We start from the raw sequence: 26,141 nt of genomic DNA, 5'->3' as shown, positions 1-26,141 counted from the left end.
TGGTCCTATCCGGTCCGCCGCGGTGGTCGGACTCTACCTTAGCAGCGTTCCGGCCACCAGACGGTGACGGGGATGTGTTTGCTGAAGAGGACGCTTGGGTGCATTTGCCCGATTGGGAATGCATCTAGCATGGTGTTCTCTTGGATTTCGTATTCCGCTGTCTGGACGCTCCAGCGTGGGTGTTGGACTTCGCCGCGAAAGAGTTGCCCGGACTTGTTTTGCGAGTAGAGGCAGTAGCGTTCAGTGGCCCAGTCCTCGAAGCTGCCTCGCTCGGGAGTGACAGGTGCGAGGCCGCGGTAGGTCGCTGAGAAGGTGCGTTCTCCGTAGGTGGATCGATAGTATGTTCGATCTCCGTGCTGTTCGACCTGCATTTCTGCTCGGAAGTAGGGCAGATGGAAAAAGCTGCGGGCGATCCAGACCGGTAGGCGGTGCGGCACGTCGAGGCTGAAGAACCAGACGCCCGGTTTACCGTCTTTAATGACGTAGGTGCGGATGTTGATCTCGGGAAAATCGCACAGGGCTGAAGGTTTCGGGCATCCGCGGGGAGCCACCTCGCGCATAGAGAAGGGGACGACTCCTAACCATGCTTTGCCATCGTAGGTATCGATTTCAAGTCCTTCGGGAATGTAAGGCCGCAGATCGGCAGGCGCGATTTCCCAGTGAATGAACAAAAGATCTAGCCACTCTTGCTGCATGACCCAAGGCCCGTTTGGGATTTGCCAAGGGCGATGTTCGGTCTGGGAGAAGGCGGGATGCGGATTCATCAATAGTGGGGACGAGCGGCGCTAGAGGAATGCGGCGAATTGCGTGCGAATGTTCGCGTGCGTGATCTTGTGCGCGGAAAGGGCGTCTAAGGTATTGGGGCTCTGCTTTTCCACTGCTTGCTCGGCGACGATAAGGGGAGAGATTTCTTTTTCCTGGAGGGTGGTGAGCAAGCGGTGGTAGTCGACGTCTCCCTGAGTCGAGAAGGACTCGTCCCAGACTCCATTGGTCGATTGCCGGAGGTGCAGTTCGACGATTCGGCTGGCGTAGAGTTCCACCACATCGAAGAGGGCTACGTTTGAATCTTCGCAGCCTCGGTAGACCCAATGCGAGTCGAGGCAGTATTTGACGTATTCAGGGTTCGTTGACGCGAGGCAATGATGGAGCTCGCGCGCTCCGAGGCGGAGTTCTGAATCGTGGTTGTGATAGGCGAGAGTGAGTCCTTCTTGGGACAGTTTCTTGCCGAGTGTCTCGAGCGCTTTGGCCTGAGTGACGAGTTGTTTGTCGGTTTTGTTTTCAGGGCCTCCCCAACTGATTGGGCTAGGGTTGGTGACTACGATTTTGGTGCCTGCCTTTTCTTGAGCTTCGCTGGCGATGCGGAGGGCTTTTTCGATGGAAGCATTGGCTTGATCGGCTTCGTGGAGAACGCTGTTGACGTAGATCGAGCGCATCTCGAGTCCGTTTATTTCGAGGGCTCTGGAGATTGTATTGACTTGTTCGATACTTTCGAGATTTGGCTCTAGGCTTTGGGCTCCGGATTCAGCGATTTCTCGGATGGATTGATTGAGATCGCTATAAAACTCTTTGCCGGAGCGGCGGTAGAAGGTGTCCCAGGGGTATTGGTTGGTACAGAGTGGAGTCACTGTTGAGTTTGGTTTGGAGTTAGCGAGGGGCGTGAGGGTGCAGGCGGCCAGAGTGCCCGTTGCCGATTGGATGAATTTTCTGCGTGTTTGGTAAGCCATGGTAGCAGTAGTGGATGGATGTTGCGGCGGTCTGGGCCAGACCGCCCTACCTTTTGATCGAATATGAAAAACGCGGACGAGGCAAATGCCTGCGTCCGCGTTGTTGGGAAATTCTATTGTTCCTAAAGACTTCCCTACTTCTCTTGGAAGAGGTGAACGTCGCGTTGCGGGAATGGGATGGTGATGCCTTCTTCGTCTAGGCGGAGCTTGATCTGCTCGTTGAACTGGAAGAAGAGGTCCCAGTAGTCGTCGACCTTGACCCATGGGCGGAAAGCGAAGTTGACGGAGCTGTCCGCCATTTCCATGACGCCTACGAAGGGAGCGGGGTCGGCGAGGACTTTGGGCTCGGCGGCGATGATGCCTTCGAGTACTTCCTTTGTCTTCTTGATATCGTCGCCGTAGCTGACGCCGGCCACGAGGTCGAGGCGGCGGATGCCTTTCTTGGAGTAGTTTTCGATGACGCCGCTGGTGGCGACTGAGTTTGGAATGATCTGGGTGCGATTGTCGAGAGTGACGACGGTGGTGGTGAAGATGCCGATGTCTTCGACAACGCCTTCTGCTCCGCCTGCGACAACGTAGTCGCCTACCTTATACGGTTTGAAGATGATAATAAGCACGCCGGCTGCGAAGTTGGAGAGCGAGCCTTGTAGAGCGAGGCCGACTGCCAAGCCCGCGGCACCGATGACTGCGACGAGCGATGTAGTTTGGATGCCGATACGACTTAGGGCGGCGATGATGACGAAGGTCATCATGAGGGCTTGAGCTAGGCCGGTGGTGAATCCGATGAGGGACTGGTCGACCTTGCGGTTGTGCAGCACGTTGCGCACGCCCTTCGTAATGAGGCCGGCGACGAAGCGACCCACGACGAAGATGATGATGGCCGCTATGAAGTCTATGCCTTTGGATGATACGATATCGGTGGCTTTTTCGGCCATCGCGGTGAGGTCCATGCCGAGGAATTCGGAGGTCTTTTCCACTGTAGTGGTGTCAGTTGCTTCTTCTTGTGCCATAGGTTTTAGGTGGGAGTTTGCTTAGGATTCGCGATCTTTTGCTTGATCAAGGTGATGGCTGAAAGCTGTGTATCTTCTTGATGATCGCAACCTTCTCTGGATGAAAGTTTGTAAAGAAATCGAGTCGGCTTGCTTGTCTGGAGACAAAAAATCCGAACCGCTTGCGCGGTCCGGATGGGAAAGGGACTTGTGCTTGCCTGAGGACTTAGAGGTTTTTGAACCAGCTCTGGAAAAGGGAGCCGATGACGGGCACCTCTTTCTGGCTGCCTTCCAAGGCGCTCAGTAATCCGATAATCCAGAATACAAAGAGGGCGATGGGCAGGATCCAGCCGATGATTGGTAGCCAGATGAAGAAGGTGGAAACGATCCAGGCTAGGTTGAGTCCGAGGCCTTGTCTGAGATGGAAGGTGGTTTGTTCGTCCTTCGGGTTGTTTGTAACGAGGGCGATGACCCAACCGATGAGTGTTATGTAGGCAACGATTCCGCGTGTTTTTGCGTCCATAGAGTTGTGGGCTAAGGATTTGGATTTGATTCGGGGATAAGTGAAAGCGTTTTTTGCTCGTGGCTCAACATCGAACTTTCGGTTACTGAAGCGGGCGCTCTGTAAGAGTGCTTGCCTGGTTGCTCTGGTGGCTTAAGGAGATAGCGTCGTTTCATGAGTGGTACGAGAGATCGATTGGCGAATGATTTGCGGGGACTAGGTATCGAAAGAGGGGATACGCTATTGGTTCACTCCTCGTTGAAGAGCTTGGGTGGCGGTTTGGAGGAAGGTCCGAGTGGGGTGATCGAGGCGTTTTTGGACGTGGTGGGACCGGAAGGGACGCTTTGTTTTCCGGGATTGAGTTACCTAAACGTGACAGAGGAGTCGCCGGTCTTCGATGTTCGGTCGACGCCGGGAAATGTCGGTTTGTTGCCGGAGGTTTTCCGAAAGCAGTTCGCCACGCATCGGAGTCTACACCCCACGCATTCGGTCTGCGCGTTAGGGGCTTTGGCCGAGGAGCTGACGAGCAAGCACTTTAAAGACAGAACTCCGTGTGGAGAGAACAGCCCTTTTTCGTTGATTCCTAAGGTCGGCGGGAAGCTTGTGATGTTGGGCTGTAGTCTCTGTTGCAATACGACCGTGCATGCTGTGGAGGAGGTTGCGGGAGCCCCTTATACGCTTGGACGGTGGTTGGAATACGAGGTGGTCGACTGGAACGGCGAACGGGAGAAGGTCCTGCACGATTGCCATCTGTTTGACGGTTACGAGATTCGCTACGATCGCTTGGAAGAGTTGATGCCTGAGGGGAGCGCTCGGAGGGGGAAGGTTTTGGCGGCTGAAACTTGGGTGGCGGATCTTGGGGTTCTTTGGCAAGTCGCTCTGGAGCAATTAAGGCGCGAGCCTTTTTCTCTGGTGGATAAGGTGTGAGCTTCTTTTTTAGTCGCCGGTGGGCTCGAAGGTGAGACGCTTTTTGTTTTTACGCACGTTTGGAGCGGGGAAGATTTGGCTGTGGAATGAGATGTAGAGTCCCGGAGGGAGAATCTGGGCGGCGAGTAGGGCTTCGGTCACGTTTTGGCGAGCGTCCGAATCTTCGAAGCCTGCGGGTTTCATGGCTCCGGTAAAGACGACGGGAATCGGCGGCTCGGCTGTCTGTTTGTAGCAGTAGCGTAGGGTGTGCTCCATGGTATCGGTCCCGTGGAGAACGATGATGCCGTCGTAGCCTGTTGACTGTTCGTTGATCTTTTGGGAGATGGCTTGGCGATCGGAATCGGTCATCTGCAAAGAGTCTTTGGCCATGATCTCGCAGACTTCTAGTTGGGTATGAGGGAGGCGAAGTCTTTGCACCAAGTTCGCGTGCAGGATGGATTCCCGGTTGCTGATGGTCCCATCCGATTCGCAATAGGACTTTTCTATGGTGCCGCCTGTAGTGAGGGCGAGAATACGTTTAGGTTGCATGGGGTGGGCGAGATCTGAGCGAGTGGAGCGCGGGAAGGGCGAGCAGGGTTCCGACTAGGTAAGCTAAGAGATCGATTGGGTCAAAGCCGGAGCCCAGAATGAGTTTTCCCGGAAGGGTGGAACGCAGTTGGTTGAGCCAAGGCGCTTGATAGAGCTGGCTTAGCTCGACGCCATAGGCGGTGGCAAGAGTCGCGATCGCGATCGTTTTGAGGGTGGCTTGGGGGCGGGCGAACGCATACAGGGTAGCGACGAGCGTGGCCCAAAGGGCGTCACCCGGATAGTTTCCGAAGATCGGGTAGCGACGCGAAGCGAGACCGAGGATGACTACGATGACCGCGAAGAAGACGAGCTTTGTTCGGTGAAGGTGGGGGGAAGGGTTGGGTGACGGCATGATTTCAGATCTGAGTAGGTTGTCTTGGAGCGGTGGGTATTAGCTGCAACGGACGATCGAAATAAGTACTGTCCCTTGATTTTGAGTTAAATAAACCAAGGGAAAACCCGTATCATGGAGGAAGTATACCAATTAAGAAAATTAATGAAATTAAGCTCAAGAATTCTACTGGCTGCGTCTGTCGCGGCGGTTCTCACTGCTGTGGGATGCGTTGCTACAGTCTATGTAACTGCAAAATCAAACCGGATCGCGGCGATCAAGGATGAAATGGCCGGCATTTTGGCGCAGGCTGACAATGTTATCGAGAGTATGGATCGAATGTACGCCTCAGGTGCGTTTGACACCGGAAACCTGCTAAAGCAGGCGAAGGAGAAAAGCGGAGGGAAGCCTCTGAAGGAAACATACCGAGGGACTGCGTTTTACGATACGATTCCGGTGGTCTCCGCTTGGAAATCGGTGGAGGCCATGGCTGAGCAGCGAGGATTTGAGTTCACGATTCCTACCAAGCCAGGAATTGAAGCACGCAATGCCAGGAATGATTATGGCAGGGAGTATGTTGAACTATTTGAGTATTTTGAGAGTGGTGAGGACCTATTTGTAGGGGATCGGAACGGAGAGGCGGAAATCGTTGCCGCGACGCCAGTTAAGCTTCGGGAGAGCTGTCTCTCTTGTCATGGAAACCCAAGCGAAAGTCTGAGCGGGGATGGTCTTGATGTGCTAGGATTTCCGATGGAGAACATGCGGGTGGGAGAGATCAAAGGTGCCTTTGTCTTGAGAGCGAAGATGGATGACGATGCGGTGGTTGCTGAAACTGTAGCGAAGGCGTCTGGAGTGGGGGCCGTTGTCTTGGTTTTGGTTCTTGGAACGTTTTATATATTCAACAAGCGATACATTACGAATCCGGTTCGTGAGGTTATTGCCAAGTTGGATGTTACCTCTCAGAAGGCGACTCGTGCCTCGGTGGAGGTTTCTCAGTCGAGCAACTCTCTAGCGAATGGCGCGAGTGAGCAGGCTGCGACGATTGAGCAAACCGCCTCTTCGTTGGAGACGCTTAGCCAGATGACTCACAAAAATACTGACTCTACGAAGTCGGCGACGGAGACTGCGAGTGAGGCACGATCGGTTGCGGAACAAGGTGTCGCGAACATGAAGACGATGGTAGAGACGATGAATACGATCAAAGCTTCGAGTGACAGTGTGTCCAATATCCTGAAGACAATCGACGAGATCGCTTTTCAAACTAATATCCTAGCTCTTAATGCGGCGGTTGAGGCGGCTCGAGCTGGGGATGCGGGGACTGGATTTGCTGTAGTTGCAGACGAAGTACGCAATCTAGCTCACCGTAGCGCGAAGGCTGCGAACGAAACGTCTGCGAAGCTGGAGGAGTCGATCGCAAATAGTGAAATGGGAGTAAAGGTCTGTGAGACAGTAGGAGAGAGCCTGTCGACGATTCTTAACAAGGTAGCTTTGGTTGATGAGATTATGAATCAAATTTCTCAGGCGACGGGAGAACAAGGTGAGGGGATCGCTCAGATCAACGTTGCGATCCGGCAGATGAATCAGATAACGCAGCAGAATGCTTCAGATGCGGAACAGACTGCGGCTGCTTCAACAGACCTTAGTAGTTTGGGGCTGGAACTAGGAAGTTTAGTTGGAAACTTAAGCTCAATCGTAGATGGGCAAGAGCGTCGAGCGAATGCTAGCTTGGGCCTCGAAAATCAAATGGACTTAGCTAGCTCTCTCCCAGAAGCTGCTTCAAGACCGCCGCCGAAACGATTGGAAGATTTGGTGCGTCTTTAGATTGTGTGTATCGAATGTAAGACTACATTCTAGAAGAGCTCGACGTTTTGGCCGAGTTCTTCGTCTTGCTTGGGCTTTGTTTCGGTTTGGCGTTCGGGTTCGAAGCCGAAGTCGTCGAAGCCGAGATCCTCATCGGGCGAGCTGCTTTCGCGTTCGAACATTTCGAAGTCTGAAGGAGCTGGCTCGTTTTGTTGTTCCAGGCCGAGCGTCTGCATGTGCACGTTTTGCTCGGACTTCATGGTGTAGTGCGAGAGGAGTCCGCTCATGATTTCCGGTACGCTTACCTCGATCTTGAGGGCGTCGGCGGAGCGTTTGGCGAGTTGCGAAATCTCAGAATGGGCTGACTGCATGGCGTCGAGCTCTTGGAGCATGGTGGCTTCGAACTCGAGCCGGGATTCGTGTCCACGGGTCAGCCTGTGCAGCTCTTGCATGAGCTGCTGCGTCTCGGTCTGGCAGTCGCGGTAGAGCTGGCTTTGGTGATGCAGGTTTTCCGTTTCTTTTGGGATTTCGGAATGGATGTGCTCGTGGGCTTTGCGAGCTTCGCCTAGCAGGGATTCGAGCACGTTGACGTTTTCGAGGAGGGCGGAGGAAAGCTCGTCTAGCTGGACGGAGATGTTTTGGCAGAGGTCGCGCGTCTCGACTGAGATGCCGCTGGTTTTTGCGGAAAGCGTTTCGAGGGCGGTGCTTTCTCCGGTGCGGGCGGCGTGGATCTCTGCGTTGAGTCCGATCAGGTGAAGCTGCGATGAAAGCATCACGATGGTGCTGCTGACGTTGGTGGTCTGGCTTCGGATCGGTTCGATGGTTTTGAACGCCTGAGTGAGGAACGACTCGCTGGTACTAACCATGGTGCCGGCGCTCTGGAGGGCGGCGATTAGGCTCTCGCCATCGCTATCTTCTGCAGCGGTATCTTGGAGGAGGCCGGAAGTGTTGTCCATGCCTCGAATCGAATGTATGATGTTTTGGATACTTTCGTCGATGGCTCGGTCGGCATCCTTGAGCTCTCGCTTGATTGAAACGATCTGGTTTAGGATAACGAGGGCGGCGTTTTCCAGGAATCGGAATTCGATGCAGCGTTCACGTTTGCCTTTGATGCTCGTCAGCTTGTCGAAGCGTGCGCGCATCTCCCCGGAGACCTCGAATATGTGCTGTAGCTTCTGGGAGATGATATCCTGAGTTTGCAGCGAAATGATGGCGGTGCCGATGGATTGGGCGATCTTGTCGCTCTCGTTTTTAAAGGCGGAGTTCGCCTCGATGTCCTGGGTGAGCTTTTCGGTCTGGGTTTGGATCGCTCTTTCCATTTCCCGTTGGCTTTGGGCGTGGATGGAGATCTGGCTGCTTGCTTGCTTGGCGAGGCTGGAGGCGAGGCCGCCGATGGTTCCTCGATTTTCGCGGAGGGCCTGGAAGTTCTCGGCGAAGATTTCGGTCACATCGTTTTGCAAGCGGTGGATCTCCTCGACGAGGGAGGTGAACATGACCTTGGCGTTTTGCTCAAGAGGGGCGGCTTCTACGGCGAAGAGGGTCCGTATGTAGGTAAGCTGGCTAAAGGTCTGATCGAGCCTAGATTCGAATGACAGTGTCTCGTCGATCTTGTGGCGGTTCGTCTCCATGATCTTGACCAGCGAATCGATTTCATGAGCGGACCTTTCGATGAACTCGAGATTGGGGGCGAGCTTGCGGCTGACGCTGTTGATCGGGTTTTGCTCGGATTGGCTGAGGGCGAGCATGTTCGAGCTTTGGCTGCTCAGCTCGCTGCCGGCTGTCTGAAGTTCTTCCAAGGTATTGAGCACCTTTAGGAAGTGTTGCTCGAAGACTTTGGAGGAGCGGGTCAGCTGGCTTTCCAGATTGATGGTGCGAGAGAGGGAGCTTCCGAGCTGGGAGGCGTCCTTCTTGCGAAGCTTCCGGACGAAGGTTTTCCGGAGGTTTCTGACTATGGCTGGGAACTTCATATGCCGATGTTCCTCACCTCTTTGCCTTTTACTTGGAAGGAGGCGCTTGTGGTTCCTTCGCTAACCCAGTTGGAGTCGATATTAAAGGTCGTTTCGGAGGCCCCAAGAAACAGGTGCCCGCCTTCGTTGATGTGCTTTCTCGCGTGCGAGAGGATGAGCTGCTTCTCGGGGAGTTCGAAGTAGATGAGAACGTTGCGCAGCAGGATTACGTCGTACATGCCCAGTCCGTTCCAGGCTCCGACCAAGTTGTGCCGTGAGAAACTGACGCTTTGTCGAATCTCCTCGCAGATTTGCCAGTCGAACTCGCTGACCTTGTTGAAGTATTTCTCTTTGAGGGCGGGAGAGATTCCGCGGTTTAATTCAAATTCTGAATACGTACCGGATCTGGCCTGTTCTAGGACTCGATCGGAGATGTCGGTCGCGTGCAGACCGATATGCCAATCTTTGAGGCGGGGGAACCGTTCTTTTAGCAAGATGGCGGTACTGTAGATTTCTTGTCCGGTCGAGCATGCGGCTGACCAGATCTTGAGCCGCTTTGTTCCGGCGTTCTTTTTGATGATCTGTGGGAGAACGGTTTGCTCGAGGTGGTCGAATACGGCTTGGTCTCGGAAGAATGAGGTTTCGTTGATCGTGAGAGCGTCGATGACGATGCGTTCGATTGTTCCTCCTTCGCCTTCGTCCATCATTTCCTGAACGAGGTCCGGGATCGAATCGAAGCCGTGTTTGCTTGCGACGGGAGCGAGACGGTTCTCTATGAGGTAGTCTTTGCCTTTGTCCAGCGAGATGCCGGCGGCGTTTTTGACAACGCTACGAACGTATTCAAAGTTTGGAGTTAGACCTGTCATTGAGTTGGATTAGTTTGCGAGTGGGCCATGAGAGGACATTCGCGTGTAGATGGCTCCTGGAATGTTGTCCAAGGGGAGCGTCTGGTGGGCGAGGTTTGCTTCGGTAACAGCTCTTGGCATACCCCAGATTAGCGATGTCTTCTGGTCTTGAGAAATGATTCTGCTCCCCTGTTCGTGTAGGGCTTCGCACCCTCTGAGCCCGTCTTGCCCCATGCCGGTGAGGATTATTCCCAGGGCTCCGTCTTTGTAGGTGGATGCTACGCTTCTGAAGAGCGTATCCACAGCGGGGCGACAGGAGTTTTCGGGCGGGCCTTCGTGGAGGTGGAGGCGGACTTCGTTGCCTACGCGTTTCACTTCCATGTGTTTCCCTCCGGGGGCGATGTAGGCGCAGCCGGGCTCGAGCAGTTGTCCGTCTTCTCCTTCGAAGACGCGATTGGGAGAGATCTTGTCGAGTCGTTCCGCAAGGGTGCGGGTGAATACGGGTGGCATGTGCTGCACGATGACCGCGGGCACGCTGAGCGGCTCTTGGAGGCGGTGGAAAATCGTTTCGAGAGCGTTGGGGCCTCCGGTCGAAGTTCCGATGCAGAGAATGTTGAACGGTCCGTTGCTCGTGCTGTTGGGGATGGCGCTGCTTGGCTTGGCCGGAGCGGGTTGAGCGGTTGATACGGTTGGTTCGGGGAGCTTTACGTGGGCCTTTAGTTTTGGCAGGAGAAGTTGGTTTAGCTCCTTTAGAGTGGTAGCGAAGTCGGTGACTTTTGCGGGCTTGAGCAGGTAGTCGGTTGCTCCCGCGGAGAGAGCTTCGAAGGTCATTTCGGCTCCGGTGCGGGTGAGGGAGCTGAGCATGATGACGGGGGTGCGTTTATCGACCTTTCTGATTTCCCTGAGGGTTTCGATCCCGTCCATCTCGGGCATCTCGATATCGAGAGTGATGATATCGGGGTTGAGCTGAGGCAGCTTCATGAGGGCGACCTTGCCGTTGGGGGCGGTGCCTGCTACGTCTAGCTCGTCGTCGCGTTCGATGACTTCTGAGAGAAGGCGGCGTACGACTGAGGTATCGTCGACAATGAGTACTCTTGGCTTGGGCATGGGCGTTGTCCGCTTCGAGTTAGTTCAATCCGTGGAGTTGTAGTTTCTTGGCGACTACGTCACGGTACACCGGCTTGATGATAAAGTCGTCCGCTCCGGCTTTTTGAGCTTCTTCGATAGCTTCTGGAGTGTCGTTGGCGGTAACGATGATTATCTTGATGTGCTCGAATTTTGGCTGGCGTTTTACCTCAGCGAGAAAGTCCATGCCGTTCATTTCGGGCATATTCCAGTCGACCATGACGAGTCCGAAACTCGGATCCCAGTTGAGAATCTCGAGGGCTTCTCTGCCGTTGAGAGCTTCTTTGCAGGGTATGTTTTGTGAGTTGAGGACGATTGAAACGATGCGCCTGGTGACGGGCGAGTCATCGACTACGAGGGCTTTGGTCGGCATGGTCAGTGGTGTAGTGCTGCGTATTGGGGAACGGAAAGAGCGGTCGAGTTTGATGATCAACTCTCGACCGCTCTGGAAGTGGATGGGCTAGATCTCGATGCCGGAGCCGTCGACTACTTCTTGCAGTTCGGAGGCGAGGGCTGAGAGCTGCTGCGAAGAGGTGAGCGTCTCGGCAGCGCCTTGGGCGGTGCTTTGAGCGGCCTCGGAAACGCTGTTGATATTGCGTGCGATCTCGGAGCTGCCCTTGGCGGCTTCGCTCGCGTTACGGGCAATCTCGTTTGTCGTATTGGCCTGCTCTTCGACGGCGCTCGCGATGTTGCGCTGGATGTCGTTGATCTGGTTGATTATGTCGCTGATCTTGCCGATGCCTTGGACGGCGCCTTCGGTGTCTTGCTGGATGGCTCCTACCTTTTGGCTGATGTCTTCGGTGGCGTTGGCGGTTTGGCGAGCGAGCTCTTTGACTTCGTTTGCGACCACTGCGAATCCCTTGCCAGCTTCGCCGGCACGGGCGGCTTCGATGGTGGCGTTGAGGGCGAGCAGGTTGGTCTGCTGAGCGATGGAAGTGATGACCTTGATGACCTTGCCGATATCGACGGAGCTTTCGCCTAGCTTGGCGACGGTGGCGTTTGTGGACTCGGCCACGCTAACGGCGGTGGTCGCGATAGAGGCTGCTGAAGTGGCGCTCTTGGCGACTTCTTGAACGGTGGCGCTCATTTCTTCGGCGCTGGTGGCGACTGTTTCGACGTTCTTGCTAACTTGCTCTGAAGCGGCTGCCGCGGTTTCGGATTGCTTGGATGTTTCTTCGGAATTGGAAGACATCTGCTGGGCGGTTGCGGAGAGCTGGACGGAAGACGCGGTGAGTGATTGGGCGTTGCGGGCGATGATGCCCAGCGTGCTCTTGAGGTTGGCTTCTGCCTTCTTGCGAGCTGTGATGTCGGTGGCGAACTTGATGACCTTGCAGGTCTTGCCGTTGATATCGAGCACTGGGTTGTAAGTCGCTTGTATCCAAACTTCCTTACCTCCCTTGCCGAAGCGTTGGAACTCGGCGGTTTGGAATTTGCCTTCGTTTAGCTCTGCCCAGAAGCGGCGATACTCGTCGCTCTCGCGGTATTCTGGATCCACGAACATGCTGTGATGCTTGCCTTGGATTTCAGAGAGGCTGTAGCCCACTGCTCCGAGGAAGTTATCGTTGGCAGTCTGGATGATGCCGTCCTGGTTGAATTCGATGACGGCCTGCGTTCTGTTGATCTCGTCGAGCTGGCGGTTGCTGTTGTCGGAAGCAAGCTTGGCTTCGGTGATGTCGGAAGCGAACTTGACGACCTTGAACGGCTTGCCTTCGAGATCGAAGATCGGGTTGTAGGATGCTTGTATCCAGATGATCTTACCGTGCTTATCAATGCGCTTGAACTCGCCTGACTGGAATTCGCCGCGTCCGAGGGTATCCCAGAACATGCGGTACTCGTGGCTTTGGCGGTAATCCGGATCGACGAACATGCCGTGATGCTGGCCGACGATCTCGCGCTTTGCGTATCCGAGAGCGTTTAGGAAGTTCTCGTTGGCATCGAGGATGGTGCCGTCGAGTTCGAATTCGATGACTGCCTGAGCCTTGCTGATGGCGTCGATCTGGCCTTGGAAGTTTGCGTTCTCGAGCTTGGCGGCTGTGACGTCGGAAGCGAACTTGACGACCTTGAACGGATTGCCTTCGAGGTCGAAGATCGGGTTGTAGGATGCTTGGATCCAGATTGGCTCGCCGTTGCTTTTGATGCGCTTGAACTCGGCTGACTTGAATTCGCCGCGAGCGAGGTCTTTCCAGAACTTGCGGTATTCGTCGCTATTGCGGTATTCGTCTTCGACGAACATGCCGTGGTGTTCGCCTACGATTTCGTCGAGGTCGTAGCCGAGCGCGTCGAGGAAATTTTGATTGGCCTTGATGATGGTGCCGTCGAGCTCGAATTCGATAACGGCTTGGGACTTGTTGATGGCGTCGATTTGACCTTTTAGGTCGGCGACGTCGGTTTCTACTTCGCGAGCAGATGGGCGTTTTTTGCCGCGGGTTGAGGTGGTGGCAGACTTGGCGATCGAGTTGGTACGGCGGGAGGTTTTTTGTGTATTCATTTTCTAAGCGGGTCGAATTGGTTTAGTAGAGTTGAAGTATTCAGATTTAGGATGCGGCTGTTTGGAGCCAGTTAGAGGAAGTGTCGCTGGTGATATTGATTGTGCGTTCGGAGTTGAGAACGAGCAGGAGGCGTTTATCGAGTTTGTAGACGCCTTCGATCATCTCCTTGGCTGCTTCGGGGATGGTTTCGGGAGGATCCTCGAAATCGTCTTCCGAAGGTTCGATGACATCGCCGATCTCATCCACCAGAAGGCTGACGGCTTCTTCTCCGGATTGGATGACGATGTTCTTTTGCTCCTCTTCCGATGTGGAGGGAGGGAGGTTCAATCGCTCGCGGAGGTCGATCGCGGTGACGATCTGGCCTCGTAGGTTGATGAGCCCTTTGATTGAGTCGTGTGCAAGGGGGACTTGGGTCATATCCTGGTAGAGGATGACTTCCTGAACTTCGAGGACGTCTACGCCCAGCATCAGGTCTCCCAGGTAGAATGTGCAGAATTGCTTCATTGTTTCGCTAGGGCTCGAGTTAGACGGTTTGCGGGATGGCTCCGGATTCGTAGCGCTCGATGATGGCTTCGGCATCAAGGAGGTCGGTAACGTGTCCTTGCAGGACGATGGATCCGGCGAGCGTCTCGCAACGGGATTCACGACGGGCTGAGATGGCTTGTTCGACGATGTCTTGGATTTGATCGACGATGAGGCCGTAGGTGCCTGTGTGGGTGGAGTAGACGATGACCTGTAGCTTCTCGCGGCTTGTTTTGTCGGCCTGAGGCTGAGAGGTTGGGACGTAGTCGGCGATTTCAATCAGCGGGAGAATTTCGCCGCGGTACTGAACCACCTGGTGGCGTCCTGAATGTTCCACGGTATCGACCTCGAACTCTTCGAGGCGAGCTGCCTGGTTGAGTGGGATGGCGATACGGTTGTCGGATCCGATGGAGAAGAGGAGGAGTGTTTCGGTATCTTCGCGCTGGACTGTTTCTGTTTCTTCCTGGGAAGATATCGTTCTGTCAGCGTTTTCGGATACGACGCGTGAGTGCTGGGCGATACCCATGACATCGAGGATGAGGGCTACCTTGCCGTCGCCCATGATGGTGGCTCCGGCGAAGCAAGGGATGCCTTTGAGCTGCTTGCTGAGCGGTTTGACCACGATTTCTTCGGTGTCGTTGATTTCGTCGACCACGAGTCCGAACTGGCGTCCGTCCGCTTGCAGGACGACGATGTTGACGACTTTGTCTTCGTCGTCCGCTTCATCGGCAAGGGCTTCGGTTCGTAGTTGCTCGTTGAGGAAGATTATGGGGAGAAGCTTGCCTCGGAGACGGTAGATCGGGCTGCCGTAGAGCTCTTCGATGCCGGAGTGGGCAGCTTCTCCTTCGAGGCGAACGAGCTCGAGAAGGCTGACTTGCGGAATCGCGTAGCGGTCGCCTGAAGTCGTCACGGTGAGGGCTGGAATGATCGCCAAGGTGAGCGGGATCTTGATCTTGACGGTGGTGCCCTGGCCGGCTTCGGAGGAGAGGTCTACGGTGCCGCCTGATTTTTCGATGTTGGTGCGGACGACATCCATGCCGACTCCTCGTCCTGAAACGTTGGATACTTTTTCGGCGGTGGAGAACCCGGGCTGGAAGACTAGGTTGATGGCTTCCTTTTCGGTGAGATTCGCAGCGTGGGCGCTGGTGATGAGGCCGCGGGATACTGCTTTGTCTTTGACGCGTTCGACGTTGATGCCGGCGCCGTCGTCCATGATCTCGATGATGATCTGTCCGCCTTCGTGGTAAGCTCGCAGGGAGAGAAGACCTTCGGCTGGCTTGTGAGAGGCGAGGCGTTGCTCGGGAGACTCGATGCCGTGATCGATGGAGTTACGCACGATGTGGGTGAGCGGGTCCTTGATGGCTTCGATTACAGTCCGGTCGAGCTCTGTGTCTTGTCCGTCCATGATGAGGCGGACTTCTTTACCCAGCTCGTTTGAGACGTCGCGCACGACGCGTGGAAATTTGGCCCAGACGTTTCCGATTGGCTGCATACGCGTCTTCATGACGTTTTCTTGCAGCTCTGTAGTGATGATGTTGAGACGTTGGGAGGCTTTTAGAAGAGCCGCTTCGTCGAAGTTGGTGGTGTTGAGAACGATCTGGTTTCGAGCGAGAACGAGTTCGCCCACGATGTTCATCACTTTGTCCAGCTGGGTGACGCCGATGCGGATGGAGCTCTCGGCCAGGCTGGTGCCGGTATTCGCTGGCAGCTGAGCCGTAGCGGGCTCTTTGCTTTCGGTTTCGGCTTGAGGAGTCGTTTCTTCCTCCTCGTCACCAAAGAGCCCCCACGCTTCGTCTGCTTGTTCAGCGGGTGTCTCTTCTTCGTCTTCGAAAAGTCCGTAGGCTTGCTCTTCTGGCTCCGGCTCGGGAGTTGGGAGGGCTTCGCCTTTTTGGTGGGCGTCGAGCTGGGCGAGCAGGTCGGAGAAATCCTGATCGCCTTCGCGGCCTGTCTGTTCGAGAATTTGGATACTCTCGCGCAGGGCGTCGGAGAGTGAGAGAAGGGTGGTGATCATGCTCTTGTTGGGAGTGATCTCGCCTTCTCGGATCATGCTCAGGAGGTTTTCTCCTGCGTGGGAAACGGATTCGATCTTGGGTAGGGCGAGGCAGCCGGCGGTGCCTTTGATGGTATGGATGACTCGGAAGATGACATTCATGGTTCCGAGATCGGCTTCGTTTTCGAAGTCGAGTATCTTTTGATCGTAGAGATCGAGCCCTTCGACGCTTTCGATGATGAAGTCTTTAATGAGCTCCGTCTGAAGATCGTCGTTGGAAAATGAGTTGGACATCGAGGGAGGGGTCAGTTGGGGAGGACTTTGGAGACGATGGCGAGGAGCTGTTGCTGGTTGAATGGCTTCACGATCCATCCGGTAGCGCCTGCGGCTCGGCCTTGGTTTTTCTTCTCGGGGGAAGACTCGGTTGTGAGCAACACGATGGGGGTGCGTGCGTGCAAGGGAGTGCCGCGTAGCTTCCGGGTGAGCTCGATGCCGTCCATGTTCGGCATGTTTACGTCGGTGATGATGAGATCGACCGGCTTGTTTTTGAGGGTGTTAAATGCTTCGGCTCCGTCGGCGGCCTCGATGATCTCGTGGCCGGTAGGTTGGAGGGTGAAGCGGATCATTTTCCGCATGGTTTGTGCGTCGTCTACGGTGATGATCGTTTTGCTCATGTACTTTGATTGGTTCTTGGTTTCGTAAAGGGGTTGGCTCGAGAACGCGCCGAATCTAAGTAGATACTTGGTACGGAATTGCAGGGGCGTCCCTTTAGGGAGTTTTCACAAAAAATGGTCTCCCTTACCTATCTTTTACAGGAGGGGTGAACTCATGCGTTTTCCCGGCCGGGAAGGAGGGTGAATCTGAAAGGACTAGGGTCCCGAACGTTGAGAAACCCTCTGTTCTTCTAGGGAAGAGACGGTTTTTTCGGGGGGTGATGACCGTAGCTTTCAGGGAAATAGAGACATGATTATAATAAATTGTGAAGCTGTGTAGGATTACCGATGGGCCATTTCAGGGCGTTGAGGCGGAGTGAACGGCGGTCACTTTTCGAGTACGGGTATGTACCCATGTTGGTGTTTTGAGCATTTGGGCCCTACGTGAGGTCCCGAGGTCATTGAGGTTGACCCTGTGCAGTCGGGGTGATCTGTGTCGCGTTGGGGCATGGTGCGAAACAGACTCAAGGCAATTCCGGCGAACGTTTGGCTACTGGCGGCCAGCCAGGCGCTGGCGATGAGCGCGGTGCCGATGCTGATCTTGGTGAGCAGTCTGTTGGCGGCGGACCTTGCTCCGGACGAGTCGCTGGTCACGCTGCCGGTGGCTTTGGTGGTGGTGGGCACGGCGAGCGCTACGATTCCGGTGGCGATGGTGATGAAGCGGCTGGGGCGGAAGCTTGGGGGCTATGTGGGGTTCTGCTTTGCTTTCGGCTGTTGCGCTTTGGGGTACCAGGCGGCGATGAGCAGCGACTTCTATTTATTGTTGGCCGCCTGTTTTTGCATGGGCATTTCCACCGCATTCGGGCAGCAGTTCCGTTTTGCGGCCTTAGAGAGCGTGAAGGATCCGGCGAATTACGGGCCCGCTCTTTCTGCGTTCATGACGGGCGGTTTGGTGTCTGCCTACCTTGGCCCGGAGATCGGGGCGTTGGGCAAGGATCTGATCGAGTCGGAGCATGGCTTTGCCGGATCGTTTGTGCTGCTGGGATGTGTTGTCGCCCTGGCGGTGGTGGTCTTTTCGTTTTTTAAACCGGCGAGCCCTGTGAAGCTGGAGTCAGAAACTTCGGCGAGGCCGCTTCGCGAAATCGTGTTTTCCTCGGGGTTTCTGTTGGCGATGGGGGCCGCCGCTCTGAGCTACGCGGTGATGAGTTTTATTATGACCGCGACGCCGATTACCATGCACGAAGTGTGCGGCTTTAGCTTGGGCGATACGAAGCGTGTCATCCAGAGCCATATCATAGCGATGTTCCTTCCGAGCTTGTTCGTGGGCTGGCTGCTGAAGAGGATTGGTCCGGCGAAGCTGATTATTGCGGGCGCGGCCGCTTATGCGTTGGTGAGCCTGGTCGCTACGCGGGGTCAGGAGTTCGTGCACTTCTGGTGGGCCCTGGTGCTTTTGGGCGTCGGGTGGAATTTCCTTTTCGCAAGTGGCACGGCTTTGCTGCCGCGAGCCTACGAAGGCGACGAGAGGTTCAAGGCTCAGGCTGCCAACGACTTCACGGTTTTTGGGTGTCAGGCGATCGCCGCTTTGTCTGCGGGGTGGTTTCTCTATCGGTTTGGTTGGAACGTTTTGATCGCGACTTGCGTGCCGTTGACCGTGTTGGCTGGAGCGGTGGGGTTCCTGCAGCTACGGAAAGACAGGAAGTGATGTGATCTCTATTCGGAAGCGTTTTCTTTGCGAAGCGCTTCTATCTCGCGGACGATGTTTTGGTGATCGGGCCTTTGTTTGATTGGCCCGGGGCGCATGCCGATGAGAAATCGCTTTGGGCCTTTCAGCAGGGAGGCGGTTCCTGGACCGCGACCAAAGCCCGCTACGACCATGCCATCGGGAGCGTTGACGCCGCTGGGTTCGTTGCCGAGTAGGGAGAAGAGATCGATCTGGTTGTCTGATTCCACTTGAGCCATCCAAAAGGTGTAGTCGGAGAAGTCGGTTCCGAAGTAGAACCAGTCGAAGTGGTCGAAGCGTTTGTCGTTGTTGTAGAAGTCGTGTTGTTCCTTTTTTGGGCCGCCTTGGTTGCTACCCCAGTAGGTCTTGTCGGGGTCCCACTTCCCTCCTGCTGGACCTTCGTAGAGAAACCAGTAGGCTCGGTCTTCTGCCGCTTTTTCGATAACGAGTTCAGCATGCGTATCGAAGAAATGCCATGACCACTGCCAGACGCCGCTTGTGGAAAACGACTGTATTCTGTTGTCTGATACGATGGCGCTTCGACACTTTTTGAACCCTGGGTGACCGGTTCCGCTGTCCTCGCCTCCGTGTACCATGTTTGGCAATCCACGAAATGCGTAGGCGGCTCCGGCCGGGTAGTCAGCTTGTGCAGGGTCTCCGTAAGCTATCCAATCTTGGCCTGTGGGGTCGAAGATGCTGGAGAATCCTCCGGCTACGGGATCGTAGAGATAGGTGGCGGTTTCGGTTGTGATCTTGTAGTGGAGGCGGCCGAGATGTTCGGCTTTGCCGATGCTGACCTCAGCGCTTGCCACTATTGGGAAAAGAGATGCGAGAGCGATGAGGGCGCGTTTCACTTTGCGTCGTTTCTCCAGAGGTGGACGAACTTGTGTTGATCCCAGCCGATGCTGACTATGTCGAGATCGCCGTCCCCATCCATGTCCGCTGTTTGGGCGCCGAGGTGGCTTTCCTTGCCTTGATCGACGAGGGTTTTGGTGAAGTTAGCCGAACCGTCGTTTTCCCAAATTTGCAGCTCCAATTTTGAGCCTTTGTGTTCGCAGGTGATTAGGTCCAAGTCGCCGTCGTTGTCCATATCGGCAGTATCGAGATTGTTCATACTGTATTGGGTAACGATCTTTTTGCGGTCCCATCTCTTCTCTCCCTGTAGGAATACCCAGAGGGATGCGTCTGGTTCTAGCCCCGGGTAGCGTTCTTCGGCTACCGCAATATCTGCCTTTCCGTCTCCGTTCAAATCGCCTATCTCCACGCGGTCGACGGCGTGGGTGGTTAAACCAACTTCATGCTTGGTCCAATTTTCGGAAGAAGAGCCCGGGTTTTCGAACCAAACAACGACGAGCGGATTTTCCGGGTCTTTTCCTTCGACTCGGAAACCGCTCGCGAGATCCAGGTCTCCGTCGCCGTCGATATCGCCAACTGCGAAGCCTTCGTCGCTCGCGTCTTTTCCGATCGCTTTGCTGGTGGTCATCCCGTCGGGACCGAGCTCCAGCATGAATATGCCGCCTAAGCTGGCGAGGAGGATTTCGTTGGTGCCGTTTCCTGTGATGTCGGCGACGCGATATCCCTGCCCATTGTGGTGTCCTGTGGCTGGGATTTGTCCGATGACGCGAGATTTGAAGCTGCCTTTTTTGTATTCGAATTCCCACACATCTGGCAGGGCTTCGGCGATAAGGCGGGGTGGTGACTGATCGTTTTCTTGATAGAAAAGCATGGCGTCGACGTTTTTCCCAAGATCGAGCTTTCTCCATTGGGAGCTCATGTCGTCGCCTGGATTTAGGTAGACGTTGCGGCCGGTGATGATGTCAGCGTCTCCGTCTTGGTCGATGTCGCCCATGTCTAGGCCGAAGTAGCGTAGCCAATTCGGTTTGGCGAAGTCGCCCCACATGGCTTTTTTGTTATCGATCTGGATGTAGGTCCATTGGTCGATAGGGAGTGGGGCGTCTCCAGCGGCGGAAGCGCTGAGGGTGGAAATGGCGAGGGCAGGGAGGATCAGCTTTTTCATTTTACCTGATTGACGAGTACTTCGATGGACTTGGCTTCGTGACCGTTGAGGCGAAAGAGATCAAAGTCGCCGTCTCCTTCGAAGTCTGCGACACGCCCGTTGTAGATGCCGCCTTCTGTGATCACATTCTTCTCCCACTTTTTTCCGGATCCGTCGTTCAGCATGACGAGTACTGGAAACTCCCGTAGCTTGAGATTCCAGGCTCGGTCTTTGTTTATGCCGGCAACTACGTCTAGGTCTCCATCGAGGTCCATGTCGTAGACTTGTAAGGTATGGCAGGAGGAGAGTTCGTTCAGTACGGTGTTGATCGTCCAGGATCCCTTCTCGTTTCTATCGTACCAGGCGATTGGATACCCGCTGCGCTCTGAGTGCGAGATGAAGACTTCGTCGAGACCGTCTCCATCGATATCGACGCATACGTTTTTGGTCGCGTTTTGTGACCAGTCGCCGTCTTGGTTGACCCAGCGTTCGTCGATTAGTTCTACGCTCCAGCCTTTTCTGCTTTTACCGGGGCTGAAGAACGCGTAGCCGTTGGCGGCGATGTCTGGATAGCCGTCTCCGTCGATGTCTCCGACGTCCATTCCTTCGTGTAGCCCTCGTTGCTTGGTATCGTAGACGATGGAAAATGACTTGTCTTGATTCTGCTGATACACGCGGAGTTGGCTATTGTTGAAGTTGAGGACCGCGAGGTCGAGTAGGCCGTCGTTGTTGAAGTCGCCGGTGCTGAGGTCTTTGACCGCTCCGAGGCAGTCGCCGATCGGGCGCGGGGTCCAGGATGGGTTTTCGTACCAGAAGATTTCAGCGGTCTCCTTGGCGTCGTCCCATTCGCCCGTGTGCTTGACTCCGATGAGGTCGATATCTCCATCTCCATCGAAGTCGCCCGTCTCGAGATCTCCTGAAGCGAACTCGCCGCCGGTGGGGGGCGTTTCTGCGACGATCACCTTTTCCCAAAGTCCGGGGGTGGTTTGGCCAATTCTGTAGCCGAGATGTCCTCCTTGGGCGTTGTTATTTATATAGACGATGTCTTGGATGCCATCGTTGGTGACGTCCGCTACGGTGACAGCCCACCACCATTGAACGTCGTCGGCCGCGGTGACGCTGGAGAAGTCGAGTGGTTTGGCGGAAAGGGCGGAATAGGCGCTCAAGCCTAGTACGGTCGCTATGCGAAAGGCAGTGGTGGGGATTCGTTTTGATTTCACGGTTGGGTCGTTTTTTTGGGGGCGGGGTAGGGCCCGTTTTTGCGTAAACGTTTACGTTAGTCAGGAACGAAGTCTATGCAAGTCCTGCTCTCACTGATGAGCGAACCCTCACCATCTTCGAGGTGAGGGTGTGGATGGCGTCGAGATGGGGACGCAATGAAGCCCGCGGCGGAGATGGGGGCCGCGGGTCGTTTTGAGGTGGGTTGAGTCTGGCCGGCTTAGGCGGTCGCTAGAGTCTGGCTGCGATCGCCTGGGAGGTCTGCGAAGATGCCTAGCTCGTCCATGACGTCGTCGGCGCTGTAGTCCGACTTGCCGCGTAGGAAGCGTGGCAGATCTCGCATGATCCCCGAGGTGATGAGCGGGTACTCGAGGCCACCGGTTTTCATGGCGTACGGATGTCCAGCTGTCGCCAATAATCCATTACAGAGGCAGCGTCGACCGACGCAGTCCTCGGAGGCTCCGCCTTTTCGGGTATAGTCTGCTTCCGGCTCTGCGGCGCAGCGCCAGCCGATGGATCCGTCCTCCTTTTGGTAAGCGGTTCTCAAGTAGCCTTGGTTGCAGGCTTGGCGCTCGCGTTCCGATGGGTGGCGTCCGCCCTCGGTTCCGCTGAGGTTGAGAGTTTTAAAGGGGTATCCGGTTGGGGAGCCGCGACCTTCGGTGCGTGTTTCGACATCTTCCGCCAACGCGTATGCGATCGCTCGGCGGCGAACGGATTTTTCCATTCCGGAGTCGGAACAGAATGCGAAGGCGGTGCCGACTTGGATGCCTTCGGCTCCGAGTTCTTTGGCTTCGTCGATGGAGGTGGGGGCGTCTTTTCCGCCGGCGAGCCAGAAGGGAAGCCCGAGGGAGCGGATGCGTTCGAGATTTACTTCGTCCTTCGGACCGTAGACGGGGTCCTCTCCACTTTCAACCTTCCAGCCGCGAGGTCCGGCATTGTGTCCGCCGGCGATTGGGCCTTCGACGATAAAGCCGTCGACGCCGCCAGAGCGAGCCAGCGACATGGCGAGCACGTGGGAGCTGACGATGGCGAGGAACTTAGGTCGTTCGAGCTCGAGGCAGTCGGTGTCGACGAGGGAGGGATCGTAAGGGATTTGCACGTCGTCGCCGTTTTCGACGTTGAGCTTGAGGGCGCAGGTCTCGTGACGGCAGAGTTGATCCATCAGATTGGGGATGTCGCGCGGGATGCCGGCTCCCATGAGGACGGCGTCCACGCCGGCGAGTAGCGCTCCGTAGAGGATGGGCAAGGTGGGGGCCTGGATTTTCTCGAGCAAGTTGATGCCGACGGGGCCGGACGCCTTGTGCTTGGCGAGCCAGACTTCGCAGAAGGAGGCGAAGGTGGCCAGCTCGAGAAGCGCTTTGGGCGGACTGACGCTGAACATGGGGACGGGCTTGTAGGCTCCGGGGCGTGCGAGTCCGTCGGGCTTGAACCAGCGTTCGAGGACGCGGGCGGCCAGGTTTTTGTCGGGAAAGTGTTCGGCTGCTTGTCTGATGGTTCCGTCTTTGTCGCCTTCTTGCAGGCGGCAGGCTACGACGCGGTCGATGGCGGTGCCGGAGACGACGCCGAGCTGGCCGCGTTTGGCGACGGCTCGGGCGAGGCGCCAGCTGGAAATTGCGATGCCCATGCCGCCTTGGATGAGCGCTGGCAGCGGGCTTGAGGTCAGATCTTTAACCATGCCGCAACCATGTGGGGCTTGGCCGTCTAATACAGTGAATAAAATACCAAAAGGTAATTATTAGCCTAGCGAATAGCCACTAGCGCTTGGGCGCGTAGAGGTCAGGCTGAGCGATCTAGAGGCAGGGGAGAGCAGGGAGTCAAAAACTGGGGGGCCATTTCTCGCCAGTAGCGGCCGCGATGGGCGCGTCCGTTCCAGTAGCGCAGTCCGTGCCAAATGCCTTTGTCCCAGAGGATTTGGCTGAGGTGCTCGTTGTTTTCCCGGAAGGGGTCCTGGTCGCCGATCACGAGGGTGATATCCATTTTGCGCAGGGCGTCGATGCGGTCGTCGCAGTCTAGGCCGGGAAGGAAGTGGGTGGGGGTGTTGTAGAAAACGTCCTCGCAGTAGTAGCCGTCGAATAGGTTGCGGAAGTCGTCGACTTGGAGGGTGAGGTCGTAGCGTCCGGAGAAGGCGACGAGTTTTTGGAAGCGCTGCGGGTGGCGGAAGGCGATGTTTGCGGCGTGGAAGGCGCCGAGGCTGCAGCCGTGGGAGATGGTGGGCTGGCCGGGGTTTTTGAGTTCCATGAGCGGGAAGACTTCATCGAGGATGTAGTTTTCGTAGCGAATGTGTCTTTGCATGCGGCCATGGGGATGGGCCCACCAGCAGTAGAAGCTTTCGGCGTCGACGCTATCGACGCAGTAGAGCTGCAGCTCTCCCGCCTCGATGCGTTCGCGCGATTGCTCGACGAGGCCGAGGTTTTCGTATTCGAAGAAGCGTCCTCCTCGTGTTGGAAAAACCAATACGCGTGTGCCGGAGTGTCCGAATACGAGCAGTTCCATTTGTCGCTCGAGGCGGGGGCTCCACCATTTGTGGTATTCTCGGTTCATGGGGTTTGAGGATATCACGAAGCGGCGCCTGAGGGTTCGAAAAAGGTGCAAAGTTCGCGCAACAGGAGCGTGTCTTCTTTGAGTTGGTCCGGGTAGTCGTGATGGCCGGCGGTCAAGGTGAAGAGTTGGCGGAGGTTTTCGGGCAGGGCGTTGTAGATGGCGAATTGCCCGGGTGGCGCCACGGCGGGATCGAAGCGGGCGCAGGCGAGGTGGGTGGGAATTTTCATATGACGTGCTGTGTTGGCCGCGTCGAAGAAAGAGAGTGTTCGCTCGGCTACTCCTGGATGGAGGCGCTCAAATTCTTGCACACCGTGGCCGCTTCCGACGGTAGCAAGTTTCATGCGCAATGCTTGTTGTCCGAAGGTAGGGACGTTTGAATGCACGCGGCGAATACGGTTGTCCCACGGAGCGGCGAGCATGTTGATGCCGCCGGAGAAGCTGATGCCGAGCAGGTTAACGTTGCCTGCCGTTTCTGGAAAAAGCTCAAGCATGGCGCTCACGGCGACCCAGAGATCGTCTACGCAGCCGCCGATAAGGTAGCGGTCGAGGTCCTCGATGCCGTGCACTACATGTTGCTCCGGATCGCTGGGGAGGTCGGGGTGCTTGCTGAGGCTTATGCCGCGCGAGCAGGGGAAAAGCAGGGCGGCGTCATTGAAGGGTAGATGAGGATCAGGGGCTTCTCGTCCTCCGTAGCCGTGGCCGACAACGAATCCGCGTCGGATCTCCTGGTTGCTTGGGAGCAAGGCCCAGCCGGCGAGGGTGTAGTTGTCGGTGCTAGTGTAGACGAGGCTATAGACATTCCACTTCCCGAGCGACTGGCCGGTGTTTTTGAGTCTGGGCTTGGGGGTTTGGCTGAGGGCTCTTTGGTAGCGAGCTTGCCAGAATGCTGCGAAGCCGTCGGGTTCCTCCGGGGGAGCTATGGCGAGCAGATCCTCTCGGCTGTAGCCGTAGCTGGGGTCATAGGGATAGTCGTGCTCGATGCGTTTCCCGTCGATGGTGGCGAAGTTCATGCGGGCAGTTAGCGCAGAGGGAAGGGGATCGTGCAATCTTCGATTGTATCTTCTCTCGTGAGACGCTTTGTTTAAGGTGTATCCATTAATTGGAACAGCGGTCTGATATTTTTTTTGCCAAAAAAATGGAATAAGTCTCCGAGGCGATTGCTCTTGTATGAGGAAACCAAAATACAGTCGAGATTCGTGAGGTTTCGAATCTGACGCAACCCCTATACACATTATGAGACGCAATGTAACTGCTCTGTCTTTTCGCAGCCTCGTGCTCGGATCGCTCGCCCTGATGGGTACAATTTCTCTTTCTGCCCGTGAATACGAGGTAGAGATTGTTAAGGACGGGTTGAACAGCCCGACAGGAATCGCTAGCCACTGGCGCAATACGTTGGTGTTCACCGAAGTGCCTGAACCTGGGACGCCCGCCGCGGGGAACGCGGTTAAGTATTTGAATGTTCGTAGTGGTAAGATGGGTACAATAAGCGAGGGCGAACCCAATCCTGTCAATGTGGCGATCAGCAAACGTGGCGAGATCTATTGGACCTGTAAGACTGCGGGGGTAATTCTCAGATACGATCGTCGGAACGGTAAGCAGTTTTTCTTGCCGGCAGATCCCGAGTCCGGCGACTTTTTGCTGAGCCCGAATGGGATCGACGTGGATTCGAGGGGAGATGTTTTGTTCACGGAGGTACCGCTTCCAGGTACTCCTGGCGCGAACATGGTTTCGGTTTCTGATGGAATGAACATCACGACTATTTCTGACAACGAACCGGCTCCGACGGATATCGTGATCGGTCACGACGGGACTGCTTACTGGACCTGCCAGTCTGCTGGCGTGATTTTGAAGCGCTCTCGGGCTGGTGTCATCAGCTTGCTTCTCAGTGGGCTGGAAGAGCCGGCGGGTATCGCGTTGGACGCATCGGGCAAGCGACTTTATTTCACGGAGCTCCCGACTCCGGGCGTTCCGGGTGACGCGGGTGGCAGCAATCGCGTGATGGAGTATGATCTGCGTGAGAAGGAGCTGCACGTGGTGGCAGACGGCTTCCCGCTACCGGCCGATGTGACGGTGAGTGCGGATGGGACGGTTTACTGGACTTGCACAGCGGCAGGGGTGATCGCCAAAGGTACCCCGCAAAAGGAGGGAAAACGCCGCTATCGCTACTAGGAGGAACTGATTGGGTAGTAGCTACGAAGGCGCCTTCATGTGAGGGCGCCTTCTTTGCGTTTTGATGGGGTGCAAGTTTTCCTGATG

Annotated in this window: 24 protein-coding genes; 4 read left to right on the top strand and 20 right to left on the bottom strand. The window is 55.8% G+C overall.

What is annotated here, in order from left to right; genetic code table 11:
* Positions 1-38: 38 nt before the first annotated feature.
* The 4 genes from JIN87_RS15470 to JIN87_RS15455 form a co-directional block, all read right to left on the bottom strand.
* Complete coding sequence (locus JIN87_RS15470; RefSeq protein ID WP_200356492.1) at positions 39-764, bottom strand: YqjF family protein; 726 nt, start codon at positions 762-764, stop codon at positions 39-41.
* Between the two features lie 21 nt (positions 765-785).
* Positions 786-1,724, bottom strand: coding sequence for a sugar phosphate isomerase/epimerase family protein (locus JIN87_RS15465; RefSeq protein WP_200356491.1), 939 nt, complete (start codon positions 1,722-1,724; stop codon positions 786-788).
* Positions 1,725-1,858: 134 nt separating this feature from the next.
* Positions 1,859-2,734, bottom strand: coding sequence for a mechanosensitive ion channel family protein (locus JIN87_RS15460; protein ID WP_200356490.1), 876 nt, complete (start codon positions 2,732-2,734; stop codon positions 1,859-1,861).
* 205 nt (positions 2,735-2,939) lie between these two features.
* The gene (locus JIN87_RS15455; protein WP_200356489.1) at positions 2,940-3,236 is read right to left on the bottom strand and encodes a magnetosome magnetite crystal formation protein family; all 297 of its coding nucleotides are present in this window, start codon (positions 3,234-3,236) and stop codon (positions 2,940-2,942) included.
* A gap of 153 nt (positions 3,237-3,389) precedes the next feature.
* Here JIN87_RS15455 and JIN87_RS15450 point away from each other — a divergent pair, with 153 nt between their 5' ends.
* The gene (locus tag JIN87_RS15450; RefSeq protein ID WP_200356488.1) at positions 3,390-4,142 is read left to right on the top strand and encodes an AAC(3) family N-acetyltransferase; all 753 of its coding nucleotides are present in this window, start codon (positions 3,390-3,392) and stop codon (positions 4,140-4,142) included.
* A gap of 9 nt (positions 4,143-4,151) precedes the next feature.
* Here the strand turns inward: JIN87_RS15450 and JIN87_RS15445 are convergent, their stop codons facing one another.
* Together JIN87_RS15445 and JIN87_RS15440 are read right to left on the bottom strand one after the other, a co-directional pair.
* The gene (locus JIN87_RS15445; protein ID WP_200356487.1) at positions 4,152-4,670 is read right to left on the bottom strand and encodes an asparaginase domain-containing protein; all 519 of its coding nucleotides are present in this window, start codon (positions 4,668-4,670) and stop codon (positions 4,152-4,154) included.
* Positions 4,660-5,061, bottom strand: a complete 402-nt coding sequence (locus JIN87_RS15440; protein ID WP_200356486.1) for a ribosomal maturation YjgA family protein — start codon at positions 5,059-5,061, stop codon at positions 4,660-4,662. The genes JIN87_RS15445 and JIN87_RS15440 overlap by 11 nt, the downstream gene beginning before the upstream one ends.
* Positions 5,062-5,205: 144 nt before the next feature.
* Here JIN87_RS15440 and JIN87_RS15435 point away from each other — a divergent pair, with 144 nt between their 5' ends.
* Positions 5,206-6,861, top strand: coding sequence for a methyl-accepting chemotaxis protein (locus tag JIN87_RS15435; RefSeq protein ID WP_200356485.1), 1,656 nt, complete (start codon positions 5,206-5,208; stop codon positions 6,859-6,861).
* 29 nt (positions 6,862-6,890) lie between these two features.
* Here the strand turns inward: JIN87_RS15435 and JIN87_RS15430 are convergent, their stop codons facing one another.
* The 8 genes from JIN87_RS15430 to JIN87_RS15395 form a co-directional block, all read right to left on the bottom strand.
* Complete coding sequence (locus JIN87_RS15430; RefSeq protein ID WP_200356484.1) at positions 6,891-8,807, bottom strand: hypothetical protein; 1,917 nt, start codon at positions 8,805-8,807, stop codon at positions 6,891-6,893.
* Positions 8,804-9,652: a CheR family methyltransferase gene (locus JIN87_RS15425; RefSeq protein WP_200356483.1), complete on the bottom strand. Its 849-nt coding sequence runs from the start codon at positions 9,650-9,652 to the stop codon at positions 8,804-8,806. The genes JIN87_RS15430 and JIN87_RS15425 overlap by 4 nt, the downstream gene beginning before the upstream one ends.
* 9 nt (positions 9,653-9,661) lie before the next feature.
* Positions 9,662-10,738, bottom strand: a complete 1,077-nt coding sequence (locus tag JIN87_RS15420; RefSeq protein ID WP_200356482.1) for a protein-glutamate methylesterase/protein-glutamine glutaminase — start codon at positions 10,736-10,738, stop codon at positions 9,662-9,664.
* Between the two features lie 19 nt (positions 10,739-10,757).
* Entirely contained in the window at positions 10,758-11,129 is a 372-nt protein-coding gene (locus JIN87_RS15415) for a response regulator (protein WP_200356481.1), read from the bottom strand.
* Positions 11,130-11,216: 87 nt separating this feature from the next.
* Positions 11,217-13,244, bottom strand: a complete 2,028-nt coding sequence (locus JIN87_RS15410; protein WP_200356480.1) for a methyl-accepting chemotaxis protein — start codon at positions 13,242-13,244, stop codon at positions 11,217-11,219.
* Between the two features lie 46 nt (positions 13,245-13,290).
* Positions 13,291-13,749, bottom strand: a complete 459-nt coding sequence (locus tag JIN87_RS15405; RefSeq protein WP_200356479.1) for a chemotaxis protein CheW — start codon at positions 13,747-13,749, stop codon at positions 13,291-13,293.
* 19 nt (positions 13,750-13,768) lie between these two features.
* Entirely contained in the window at positions 13,769-16,051 is a 2,283-nt protein-coding gene (locus tag JIN87_RS15400; RefSeq protein ID WP_200356478.1) for a chemotaxis protein CheA, read from the bottom strand.
* An 11-nt stretch (positions 16,052-16,062) separates the two neighbouring features.
* Entirely contained in the window at positions 16,063-16,431 is a 369-nt protein-coding gene (locus JIN87_RS15395) for a response regulator (RefSeq protein ID WP_200356477.1), read from the bottom strand.
* A 487-nt stretch (positions 16,432-16,918) separates the two neighbouring features.
* Here JIN87_RS15395 and JIN87_RS15390 point away from each other — a divergent pair, with 487 nt between their 5' ends.
* Positions 16,919-18,112: an MFS transporter gene (locus JIN87_RS15390; RefSeq protein ID WP_200356476.1), complete on the top strand. Its 1,194-nt coding sequence runs from the start codon at positions 16,919-16,921 to the stop codon at positions 18,110-18,112.
* Positions 18,113-18,120: 8 nt separating this feature from the next.
* Here the strand turns inward: JIN87_RS15390 and JIN87_RS15385 are convergent, their stop codons facing one another.
* The 6 genes from JIN87_RS15385 to JIN87_RS15360 all read right to left on the bottom strand — a co-directional run bounded on the left by JIN87_RS15385 (position 18,121) and on the right by JIN87_RS15360 (position 24,895).
* A complete protein-coding gene (locus tag JIN87_RS15385; protein ID WP_200356475.1) occupies positions 18,121-18,984 on the bottom strand; it encodes a hypothetical protein in 864 nt (287 codons plus the stop codon).
* On the bottom strand, positions 18,981-20,147 hold the full coding sequence (locus JIN87_RS15380) for an FG-GAP repeat domain-containing protein (RefSeq protein WP_200356474.1): 1,167 nt from the start codon (positions 20,145-20,147) through the stop codon (positions 18,981-18,983). The genes JIN87_RS15385 and JIN87_RS15380 overlap by 4 nt, the downstream gene beginning before the upstream one ends.
* Positions 20,144-21,346 carry an FG-GAP repeat domain-containing protein gene (locus tag JIN87_RS15375; protein ID WP_200356473.1) on the bottom strand — a complete coding sequence of 401 codons (1,203 nt, stop codon included), beginning with the start codon at positions 21,344-21,346 and terminating at the stop codon, positions 20,144-20,146. Before JIN87_RS15375 ends, JIN87_RS15380 begins: the two co-directional genes overlap by 4 nt.
* A 218-nt stretch (positions 21,347-21,564) precedes the next feature.
* Entirely contained in the window at positions 21,565-23,019 is a 1,455-nt protein-coding gene (locus JIN87_RS15370; protein WP_200356472.1) for a nitronate monooxygenase, read from the bottom strand.
* A gap of 101 nt (positions 23,020-23,120) precedes the next feature.
* A complete protein-coding gene (locus JIN87_RS15365) occupies positions 23,121-23,885 on the bottom strand; it encodes an esterase family protein (protein WP_200356471.1) in 765 nt (254 codons plus the stop codon).
* Positions 23,886-23,899: 14 nt separating this feature from the next.
* Positions 23,900-24,895 carry an acetylxylan esterase gene (locus JIN87_RS15360; protein ID WP_200356470.1) on the bottom strand — a complete coding sequence of 332 codons (996 nt, stop codon included), beginning with the start codon at positions 24,893-24,895 and terminating at the stop codon, positions 23,900-23,902.
* A gap of 223 nt (positions 24,896-25,118) precedes the next feature.
* Between JIN87_RS15360 and JIN87_RS15355 the strand changes: the two genes are divergently transcribed.
* On the top strand, positions 25,119-26,054 hold the full coding sequence (locus tag JIN87_RS15355) for a Vgb family protein (RefSeq protein ID WP_200356469.1): 936 nt from the start codon (positions 25,119-25,121) through the stop codon (positions 26,052-26,054).
* The last annotated feature ends 87 nt before the right edge of the window (positions 26,055-26,141 follow it).

Source organism: Pelagicoccus mobilis (genome assembly GCF_016595505.1).
GTDB lineage: Bacteria > Verrucomicrobiota > Verrucomicrobiia > Opitutales > Opitutaceae > Pelagicoccus > Pelagicoccus mobilis.
This window is presented reverse-complemented; position numbering and strand designations above follow the sequence as displayed.

Excerpts from the sequence above, each read along its gene's own strand:
- JIN87_RS15370 (WP_200356472.1), bottom strand. The coding sequence starts at position 23,019 with ATGGTTAAAGATCTGACCTCAAGCCCGCTGCCAGCGCTCATCCAAGGC.
- JIN87_RS15395 (WP_200356477.1), bottom strand. The coding sequence starts at position 16,431 with ATGAGCAAAACGATCATCACCGTAGACGACGCACAAACCATGCGGAAA.
- JIN87_RS15410 (WP_200356480.1), bottom strand. The coding sequence starts at position 13,244 with ATGAATACACAAAAAACCTCCCGCCGTACCAACTCGATCGCCAAGTCT.
- JIN87_RS15390 (WP_200356476.1), top strand. The coding sequence starts at position 16,919 with ATGGTGCGAAACAGACTCAAGGCAATTCCGGCGAACGTTTGGCTACTG.
- JIN87_RS15450 (WP_200356488.1), top strand. The coding sequence starts at position 3,390 with ATGAGTGGTACGAGAGATCGATTGGCGAATGATTTGCGGGGACTAGGT.
- JIN87_RS15355 (WP_200356469.1), top strand. The coding sequence starts at position 25,119 with ATGAGACGCAATGTAACTGCTCTGTCTTTTCGCAGCCTCGTGCTCGGA.
- JIN87_RS15435 (WP_200356485.1), top strand. The coding sequence starts at position 5,206 with ATGAAATTAAGCTCAAGAATTCTACTGGCTGCGTCTGTCGCGGCGGTT.
- JIN87_RS15470 (WP_200356492.1), bottom strand. The coding sequence starts at position 764 with ATGAATCCGCATCCCGCCTTCTCCCAGACCGAACATCGCCCTTGGCAA.
- JIN87_RS15420 (WP_200356482.1), bottom strand. The coding sequence starts at position 10,738 with ATGCCCAAGCCAAGAGTACTCATTGTCGACGATACCTCAGTCGTACGC.
- JIN87_RS15360 (WP_200356470.1), bottom strand. The coding sequence starts at position 24,895 with ATGAACTTCGCCACCATCGACGGGAAACGCATCGAGCACGACTATCCC.
- JIN87_RS15380 (WP_200356474.1), bottom strand. The coding sequence starts at position 20,147 with ATGAAAAAGCTGATCCTCCCTGCCCTCGCCATTTCCACCCTCAGCGCT.
- JIN87_RS15425 (WP_200356483.1), bottom strand. The coding sequence starts at position 9,652 with ATGACAGGTCTAACTCCAAACTTTGAATACGTTCGTAGCGTTGTCAAA.
- JIN87_RS15465 (WP_200356491.1), bottom strand. The coding sequence starts at position 1,724 with ATGGCTTACCAAACACGCAGAAAATTCATCCAATCGGCAACGGGCACT.
- JIN87_RS15415 (WP_200356481.1), bottom strand. The coding sequence starts at position 11,129 with ATGCCGACCAAAGCCCTCGTAGTCGATGACTCGCCCGTCACCAGGCGC.
- JIN87_RS15445 (WP_200356487.1), bottom strand. The coding sequence starts at position 4,670 with ATGCAACCTAAACGTATTCTCGCCCTCACTACAGGCGGCACCATAGAA.
- JIN87_RS15365 (WP_200356471.1), bottom strand. The coding sequence starts at position 23,885 with ATGAACCGAGAATACCACAAATGGTGGAGCCCCCGCCTCGAGCGACAA.
- JIN87_RS15460 (WP_200356490.1), bottom strand. The coding sequence starts at position 2,734 with ATGGCACAAGAAGAAGCAACTGACACCACTACAGTGGAAAAGACCTCC.
- JIN87_RS15430 (WP_200356484.1), bottom strand. The coding sequence starts at position 8,807 with ATGAAGTTCCCAGCCATAGTCAGAAACCTCCGGAAAACCTTCGTCCGG.
- JIN87_RS15400 (WP_200356478.1), bottom strand. The coding sequence starts at position 16,051 with ATGTCCAACTCATTTTCCAACGACGATCTTCAGACGGAGCTCATTAAA.
- JIN87_RS15440 (WP_200356486.1), bottom strand. The coding sequence starts at position 5,061 with ATGCCGTCACCCAACCCTTCCCCCCACCTTCACCGAACAAAGCTCGTC.
- JIN87_RS15455 (WP_200356489.1), bottom strand. The coding sequence starts at position 3,236 with ATGGACGCAAAAACACGCGGAATCGTTGCCTACATAACACTCATCGGT.
- JIN87_RS15405 (WP_200356479.1), bottom strand. The coding sequence starts at position 13,749 with ATGAAGCAATTCTGCACATTCTACCTGGGAGACCTGATGCTGGGCGTA.